The 8,301-nt window shown below is 70.9% G+C and carries 7 protein-coding genes; 4 read left to right on the forward strand and 3 right to left on the reverse strand.

Going from position 1 to position 8,301, the window contains the following annotated elements:
- The first annotated feature begins 85 nt into the window (after positions 1-85).
- Positions 86-892 carry an EI24 domain-containing protein gene (locus G3I71_RS26990; RefSeq protein ID WP_164318200.1) on the forward strand — a complete coding sequence of 269 codons (807 nt, stop codon included), beginning with the start codon at positions 86-88 and terminating at the stop codon, positions 890-892.
- Here the strand turns inward: G3I71_RS26990 and G3I71_RS26995 are convergent.
- The gene (locus G3I71_RS26995; protein WP_164318202.1) at positions 865-2,199 is read right to left on the reverse strand and encodes a pyroglutamyl peptidase; all 1,335 of its coding nucleotides are present in this window, start codon (positions 2,197-2,199) and stop codon (positions 865-867) included. The genes G3I71_RS26990 and G3I71_RS26995 overlap by 28 nt on opposite strands.
- Before the next feature lie 138 nt (positions 2,200-2,337).
- On the opposite strand from G3I71_RS26995, the gene G3I71_RS27000 reads away from it, so the two are divergent.
- On the forward strand, positions 2,338-4,833 hold the full coding sequence (locus tag G3I71_RS27000) for a glycoside hydrolase family 3 C-terminal domain-containing protein (protein WP_164318204.1): 2,496 nt from the start codon (positions 2,338-2,340) through the stop codon (positions 4,831-4,833).
- Positions 4,834-4,976: 143 nt separating this feature from the next.
- Here the strand turns inward: G3I71_RS27000 and G3I71_RS27005 are convergent, their stop codons facing one another.
- Complete coding sequence (locus G3I71_RS27005; RefSeq protein ID WP_164318206.1) at positions 4,977-5,999, reverse strand: aldose epimerase family protein; 1,023 nt, start codon at positions 5,997-5,999, stop codon at positions 4,977-4,979.
- Between the two features lie 10 nt (positions 6,000-6,009).
- Positions 6,010-6,912 (reverse strand): SGNH/GDSL hydrolase family protein, encoded by a 903-nt coding sequence (locus G3I71_RS27010; protein WP_164318208.1) that lies wholly within the window; start codon positions 6,910-6,912, stop codon positions 6,010-6,012.
- A gap of 271 nt (positions 6,913-7,183) precedes the next feature.
- Here G3I71_RS27010 and G3I71_RS27015 point away from each other — a divergent pair, with 271 nt between their 5' ends.
- Entirely contained in the window at positions 7,184-7,678 is a 495-nt protein-coding gene (locus tag G3I71_RS27015; RefSeq protein WP_006374635.1) for a DUF3145 domain-containing protein, read from the forward strand.
- A gap of 118 nt (positions 7,679-7,796) precedes the next feature.
- Positions 7,797-8,204, forward strand: a complete 408-nt coding sequence (locus tag G3I71_RS27020) for a hypothetical protein (protein ID WP_164318210.1) — start codon at positions 7,797-7,799, stop codon at positions 8,202-8,204.
- Positions 8,205-8,301: the final 97 nt, after the last annotated feature.

Raw genomic sequence — 8,301 nt, forward strand, 5'->3', positions numbered from 1 at the left:
AGGGTCTCCGCGCCACGGATGCCCCGGACGGCGGATGCCGAAGGGGCCGGAAGAGGCTGGGGGAGGCCCCCGATAGAGTTCCCCCATGAGCGATCTCGCGACAGGTTTCCGCTATCTCCTGAAGGGCCAGCGCTGGGTCGCCCGACACGGCAAGCAGTACGGATTCGGGCTGCTCCCCGGCCTGCTCACCCTCGTCCTCTACCTCGCCGCCCTGACCGCCCTCGCCCTGTGGGGCACCGACCTCACCACCTGGGCCACCCCCTTCGCCGACGACTGGTCGAGCCCCTGGCAGGGTCTCCTCCGAGGCTTCCTCACCGGCCTCCTCTTCGTCCTGGCCCTGCTTCTCTCGGTCCTCACCTTCACCGCGATGACCCTCCTCATAGGCCAGCCGTTCTACGAGAACCTCTCCGAGAAGGTCGACCGGGACGTGTCCCCCGACGGCACGGCCCCCGAGTCGGGCCTGCCGCTGCACAAGGAGTTGTGGATCTCGGCCCGCGACAGCCTCCGGATCCTCGTACGGGCCCTGTGCTGGGCGGTGCTCCTCTTCGCTCTCGGCTTCGTCCCGGTCGTCGGGCAGACCGTCGTACCCGTGATCGGCGTCGTCGTCACCGGCTTCTTCCTCACCGAGGAGCTGACCGGAGTCGCCCTTCAGCGGCGCCGGGTCGAACTCCGGGCGCGTCTCGCCCTGTTGCGCTCCCGCAAGTCGCTCGTGTGGGGTTTCGGTACGCCGCTCGGGGTGGCCTTCCTGGTGCCGTTCGTCGCCGTCTTCCTGATGCCGGGCGCGGTCGCGGGCGCCACGATGATGGCCCGCGACCTGCTCGGCGAGGAGACCCGGGAGTCCTCCGGCGACGAGGACTCCGACGATCAGGAGACGTCGGCCTCGGCATCCTGACCGGACGCGTCCACGGCCACGGTCAGGATCGACCGCACCTGGGCGATGATGTCCAGCCGGTTCCGCACGAACTCGGGGTCGGTCACGGCCCCGGTCGCCGGGTCGGTGTTGCCCGTCCCGAACTGCAGCACAGGCGTGTGCACATGCCCGCCGGGAAGCGTGGCGCCCAGACCGAGCCGGTCGCGCAACAGGGTTGCCCGGTAGGCGATCTCGTTGGACAGGTAGTTCCCGCCGCCCCCGGCCCGCGCGGTCGACCCGTCCGTGGGTCCGGATGCCCGCACGACGGGATCGGTGCCTCCCGCCGGGATCTCGGTCACGCTCGTGTTGTCGTACACGGGGAAACGCCCGGTGTTCGCGGCGACAATGGCCTTGTAGGGCAAGGTCGTTGACGTCCACTGCGGCTGTGAGGCGGGGTCGCCGACCGGGACGGTCTCCGTGCGGCCGATGTTCTCGTTGTCCGGGAAACCGCCCCGCCAGGCCCCGTTGGTCCGCTCCACGTCGAACCGCCCGACCCGCCCCTGACTCACGGTGGCGAACAGATCGACCTTCGGCAGGAACGGCTTCAGTGTCCGCTCCACCGTTCCCTCCGCGAAGTCCTGCCAGCGCACCGGGAACACCGCGGTCTCGACCCTGACCCGGCCCTCCGCCGTCTCGATCACCGTGCCGTCGAGAGCGAGCGCGGTCGCACCGGACGGGTTGGAGATCCGGATGTCACGGTCGAGCGTGAACGGATCGAACCCGGTGACGAGCACCCGCTTCAGCGCCCCGCCGGCGCAGGGATAGCGGATCGACGTCTGCCCCCGCGAGTTCCGCTCCAACTCATCCAACAACGCCGCCCGTTGCGTCTCACTCACCCCGAACGACGGCTCCCACACTCGCAGTTCACGGGTCATCCCGAGCCGCGCCCAGTAAAGCGGCCGGTCGTCGTCCCGGCTCAGGTCGCCGCCGGCCGGCCCGCGCCCCTGCGCCCGGTCGACGGCCCGCTGCCACAGCGCCGCTCCCTGGCGTACGACGAGCCCGCGGGCCTCCGCGTACGAGCGTGCGCCGCCGAGCGCACGGGCGAACTTCGGGGCCACGGCGTCGAACCCGGAACGCCGGAGGATCTCCTGAGGCGCGGCCTTGTCGAGCCGCTGCTCCTCGACCGTGGGTGCGACCGAGGTGCCGACCGAGGTGCCGGCCGAGGTGCCGGCCGAGGTGCCGGCCGAGGTGCCGGCCGCGGAGGCGGAGGCGGTGGCGGTGGTGGGCGCCGAGAGCCCCGCCAGCAGCGCGAGCCCGAGTATGCCGATCCGAACACTTGGGGAATTCAAGGGAGTTCAGCCTTCCGTCGCCGTGGGGACACAGCAGTGGGGTGCTGCCGGACGGCCGCAGTATCGCGTGGCTGAAGTGGTCTACGCCATAGTGGGAGGCGGGGAGACGTTCATGGACTTCGACGAGGAGGCGCCCACGTGACGGAGACACCGCAGGTACCGCAGGCACCACAGGTATCGCAGGCATCGAGCGACGAGGCACGTGAGGCGGCCGTCGAGGCGGCTCTCGGCAGGCTCGGCCTGGACGCCAAGGCCCGGCTGCTGGCCGGGCAGGACATGTGGTCGCTGCCGGCGCTGCCCGAGATCGGGCTGAGGTCCCTGGTCATGTCCGACGGCCCGATCGGCGTCCGCGGCACCCGCTGGACCGCCGACGACCCCTCCGTCGCGCTGCCCTCCCCGACCGCCCTCGCCGCCACCTGGGACCCCGAACTCTCCTACAGGGCAGGCGTGTTGCTGGCCCAGGAGGCCCGCCGCAAGGGTGTCCACGTGCTCCTCGCACCCACCGTCAACCTGCACCGCTCCCCGCTCGGCGGCCGGCACTTCGAGGCGTACAGCGAGGACCCGTACCTCACCGGGCGGATCGGCACCGGCTATGTGAACGGCGTCCAGTCCGGCGGCGTCGGCACCACCGTCAAGCACTTCGTCGCCAACGACGCCGAGACCGACCGCTTCACCGTGGACAACCTGGTCTCCGAACGCGCCCTGCGCGAGCTCTACCTGGCCCCCTTCGAGGCAATCGTCGAGAACGCCCACCCCTGGGGCATCATGACCGCCTACAACACGGTCAACGGCACGACGATGAGCGAGCACCGCTACCTGGTCAACGAGGTCCTGCGCGGCGAGTGGGGCTTCGACGGCTACAACGTCTCCGACTGGATGGCGGCCCGCTCCACCACGGGCGCGATCGACGGCGGCCTCGACGTCGCCATGCCCGGCCCGAGGACGGTGTACGGCGCCCCCCTCGCCCGGGCCGTACGGGACGGACGCGTGGCCGAGGCCACCCTCGACGGCGCCGTACGCAACGTACTGCGCCTCGCCGCCCGCGTCGGCATCCTGGCGGGCGCCGAACCCGCCGTCGCCGTCGCCGACCTCCCTGCACCGGTCGACGGCGAGGCACTGGCCCGTGAGATCGCCCGCCGCTCCTTCGTCCTGGTCCGCAACGAGGGCGCCCTCCCGCTGCCCGAAGGGCGTACGGTCGCCCTCGTCGGAGCCGCCGCCCGCGACGCCCGCGTCCTCGGCGGCGGCTCCGCCACCGTCTTCCCGGCCCGCGTCGTCTCCCCGCTCGACGGCCTCACCGCAGCCCTCCCCGAAGGCACCCTGACGTACGCCGTCGGCGCCGACCCGAACACCGAACTCGCCGTCGCCGACAAGGGGTTCGCCCTGCGCGCCGTCTGCCGCGACACCGCCGGCACGGTCATCGGCACCGGCTCCGCGCCCAGCGGCCAGATCAACTGGATGGGCGCGGACCTCCCCGACGGCGTCACCCACGACCGGCTCCACACCGTCGAACTCACCGGCACCTTCACCCCGCGCGACACCGGCCCGCACACCTTCGGTATCAAGGGCCTCGGCGCCTTCATCCTCACCGTCGACGGCACGACGTACTACGACGACGTCCAGACCACCGACAGCGACGACCCCTTCATCTCGTTCTTCGGCGACCCCGAACCCCGCGCCGAGGTCCGACTCACCGCGGCCACACCGGTCGAGGTGTCCCTCACCTACGCCGTCACCTTCCCCGACGGCGCCGCGATGAAGTCCGTCGGCTTCAGCCTGTGCCACCAGGCACCGCAGCGCGGCCCCGACGAACTGATCGCCGAGGCCGCCGAGGCCGCCCGCGCAGCCGACACCGCCGTCGTCGTGGTCGCCACCACCGACCGCGTCGAGTCCGAGGGCTTCGACCGAACCGATCTCCAACTCCCCGGCCGCCAGGACGACTTGGTGCGGGCCGTCGCCGCCGCCAACCCGAACACCGTCGTGGTCGTCAACTCCGGCTCCCCGGTGGAACTGCCCTGGCGCGACGAGGTCGCCGCCGTGCTGCTGAGCTGGTTCCCCGGCCAGGAGGGTGGCGCGGCCCTGGCGGACGTACTCACCGGCGCTCAGGAACCCGGCGGCCGGCTCCCCACCACCTGGGGCGCGCTCACCGACGCCCCCGTCACCCGGGTGACCCCGACCGACGGCGAACTCCCTTACACAGAGGGCGTGTTCATCGGCTACCGCGCCTGGGAGAAGGAGGGCAGGACACCCTCGTACCCCTTCGGCCACGGCCTCGGCTACACCGACTGGACGTACGAGGCGGTCGAGGCGGAGGAGAGCCGGGCGGACGGGGTGACGGTCACCGTCCGGGTCACCAACTCGGGCGCACGCGCTGGCCGCGAGGTAGTACAGGCGTACCTCGCACCGACCGTTCAGGAAGCGTCGGACCCCGACCGCCCGGCCCGCTGGCTCGCCGCCTTCGCCGGGATCGAGGCCGCCCCCGGCGAAACAGCGGAAGTAACCCTCGAACTCCCGCGCCGCGCCTTCGAGATCTGGGACGAGTCCGCCAACGCGTGGGCCTTTGTGAAGGGTTCGTACGAAATCCAGGTGGGCCGCTCGATCACCGACCGCAGGCTCACCGCGCCGATTACGGTCTAGCCGAGGGCAGTCCGCCCCACCAGCCGGCCCCGGCCCGGGACCTGACTCCCGGACCGGGGCTCGCCGGCGGCCCGTACGGACCGGGCACCCTGAATGCCGCGCCCCTCAGCCCCGTACACCGGTCTCAGTCCGGTACATGGATCTCACTCCCGTACCCCGAACCCGAACACCGTCTCCGAGCGGAACGTGTCACCCGGCCGCAGTTCCGTGCTCGGGAACTCGGGCCGGTTCGGCGAGTCGGGGAAGTGCTGGGTCTCCAGGGCGACACCGTGCCCGGGCCCGAACGGCTCGCCCAGGTGGTCGGCGGTGTAGAGCTGCAGGCCGGGCTCGGTCGTCGCCACGGTCACGAACCGCCCCGACGCCGGGTCGTACAACTCGGCGACCGCCACCGAATCCACCGTCCGCCCCTTGTCGAGGACGAAGTTGTGGTCGTACTCGACGCCCACCTTCCGCTCCGTACGGAAGTCGAAGCGGGTGCTCGCCACCGGCTCGACGCCCGTCGGGATCAGGTCCGCGTCGACCGGGGTGTACCGCGAGGCGTCGATGCGCAGTTCGTGCCCGGCCGCGCTGCCGGAGGCATGTCCTGACACGTTCCAGTACGTGTGGTTCGTCAGGTTGATCACCGTCGGAGCGTCCGTGACCGCCTCGTACGCGATCCGCAGCGCCCCGGCCGCGTCCAGCGTGTACGTCGCGGAGATCTCCAGGCGACCCGGGAACCCCTCCTCGCCGTCCGGGCTCACCCGGGACAGCCGCACCCCGTGCTCGACCGGTTCCGCGTCCCACACCCGCTTGTCGAAGCCCTGGACGCCCCCGTGCAGACAGTTGGGCGCGTTGTTCCGCGCGAGCGGGTACTTCTGCCCGTCCAGTACGAAGACGCCGCCCGCGATGCGGTTCGCGTACCGGCCCACCAGCGCGCCGAAGTACGGCTCCGGGTGCGCCAGATAACCGGCCAGGTCCGGGAACCCCAGCACCACGTCCACGACCCGTCCTCCCCCACTCTCGGCTTCGCTCGAGCGGGGGGACCCCCATCGGTCCGGAACCTCGACCGACTGCACGATCCCGCCGTACGTCAGCACGCGCGCCCGGACTCCGGCCCGCTCCAGTGTCCAGCGGTGGACGGGGGTGCCGTCGGGAAGTGTGCCGAAGAGTTCGTATCTGTGGGCCATGCGGAAAACCCTAGGTCACCGCCTTCCTGCCCGTGACCCCGCGGTACGCCATCTCGGCCAGCCGCGCCTGCCCGTCGCGGCTCGGATGGAACCAGTCCCAGGGGCTCAGCTGCGACGTCCCGAAGTCGAAGTCGAACACCGCGCCGCCGTCGAACCGACAGAGCCGATCCGTGGCACACACCTCCTTCAGCACCGAGTTGTACGCCTCCACGCGCTCCCGCACCTCGTCCCGCCGTGTGGTCGCCGCCGCGTCGACCGCGTCCGGGTCGGCCAGCATCGACTGGCAGATCCCCAGCTTCCACACCGCCTTGCCCGTCTCGTTGGTCCGCCCCTGCGACCAGAGCCGCTTGAGATCCGGCACACTCGCCACGTACACCTGGCTCCTGGGCGCGGCTGTACGCAGGGTCCGCAGCGCCTCCTCGAACGACGACCGGAAGTCGGCCACCGACGTCATCTCCGCCACCGACGCCCGGCACGCGTCGTTGGCCCCCGTCATGACCGTCACCAGCGCGGGTTTCCGGGCGGCGGCCTTCGTCATCTGGGCAGGCAGATCGGCCATCCGCGACCCGCTGACCGCGTAGTTCCAGCTCCGCGCGGCGGCCCCGGACGCGCCCAGCAGCCGTACAGCCAGACTGTTCACGTCTTTGTCGCTGCCGGTCGCCCAGGACACCTCGGGGCAGTCGGACAGCACCGAACAGGCGTCGAAACCGCGCGTGATGGAGTCGCCCACGGCGGCCAGCGAGGCCGGGCTGCTGTCCCAGGCGGAGGTCGGGGTGGCGGACGACTTCGCCTTCGCCCGCGTGCCGTCCGGAGCCGGAGACGTGCCACCGGCGGCGCCACACCCGGCGACGCCCAGCAGGGCCGCCGACACGACGGCGGCGACGGCCCGCGAACGGTGACTTCGTTTCCACATCCTTCGGGTCCCCTCGGTCGGCGTGCAATGGCTCTCGCCCTTAACAACGCACGACAGTTCCCGAACCGAAAACAACTAATGCACCAAACACCGCAACGTCGCACACCCGTACAAGCGTCCCCCTGGGTGAATGGCGGGCGTTTCATGGCATCGGGACCGACGGTACGTCACACTCCTTGCGCCGTCGCACGGTAGCCTCGCCATCAACGCGGCTGCCCGCCACCGGTGCTCAGCCAGTTCGCAAGATGTCCCGCTCTGTCCGGAGGTTGCAGTGACGACACGTGGAGTTCTGTACGTGCACTCCGCGCCGCGCGCGCTGTGCCCGCACGTCGAGTGGGCCGTCGCCGGAGTCCTCGGCACACGCGTCAGCCTCGACTGGATCCGCCAGCCCGCCGCACCGGGAACCTGGCGCTCCGAGTTCTCCTGGAAAGGCCAGGTCGGCACCGCCTCCAAGCTCGCGTCGGCCCTGCGCGGCTGGCAGTTGCTCCGCTTCGAGGTCACCGCGGAACCCTGCGCCACAGCCGAGGGCGAGCGCTACAGCTGCACCCCCGACCTCGGCATCTACCACGCCGTCACCGGTATCCACGGCGACATCCTCATCCCCGAGGACCGACTCCGTGCCGCCCTCACCCGCTCCCAGCGAGGCGAGACGGACCTGGAGGCCGAGTTGGCCAAGCTTTTGGGCAAACCCTGGGACGACGAACTCGAACCCTTCAGGTACGCGGGCGAGGGCGCCCCGGTGAGATGGCTGCACCAGGTGGTGTGACACCTGTTCTGTCGGGAGAACCCGGCGAAGCCGGGACGCGGTGCGCCTGCTGGTGCCACCCTCGTACTCACATCCATTGTTCGGGTGTGGCCGGAACGGCGAGGGCCAAGGGGGCAATATGGCAGAGATCGTTTTGGTGCACGGGATGGCGCAGGAGCAGAAGTCGGCCGATACGCTTGAAATGGAATGGCTTCCCGCACTGGCAGGCGGCGTGCGGGTCGCCAGGGACGCGGCGCTCGCCGACGAACTGTGGCGCGCCGCCCGGCCGGGCCGACGCGAGGCCCGTATGGCCTTCTACGGTGACATCTTCCTCAAGCCCGGCCGCCAAGGAGCCACAGAGGACCTGTCCGAGCTGACCGAAAAGCAACAGGACCTCGCTGAGGCGGTGGCCACGGAATGGCTGCGCAACGCACGCGACCGAGCGCCCGAGGAGGGCGACCGCCGTATTGCCCGCACGATTCTGCACACTATCGAGACCGATGACACCGGGCGCCAGGTACTACAGCCTCAGATCTTGAGGTTGTGATCGGTTCTGCTCGGGTTGCCGCCAGGGGCGTAGGCGGGTGGGCAGGGGGTCGCCGCGCCGGTTGTAGTGGCTGATGGTGGCCCGGGTCTGGTGCAGG

This window comes from Streptomyces sp. SID12501, from assembly GCF_010550245.1.
Lineage (GTDB): Bacteria > Actinomycetota > Actinomycetes > Streptomycetales > Streptomycetaceae > Streptomyces.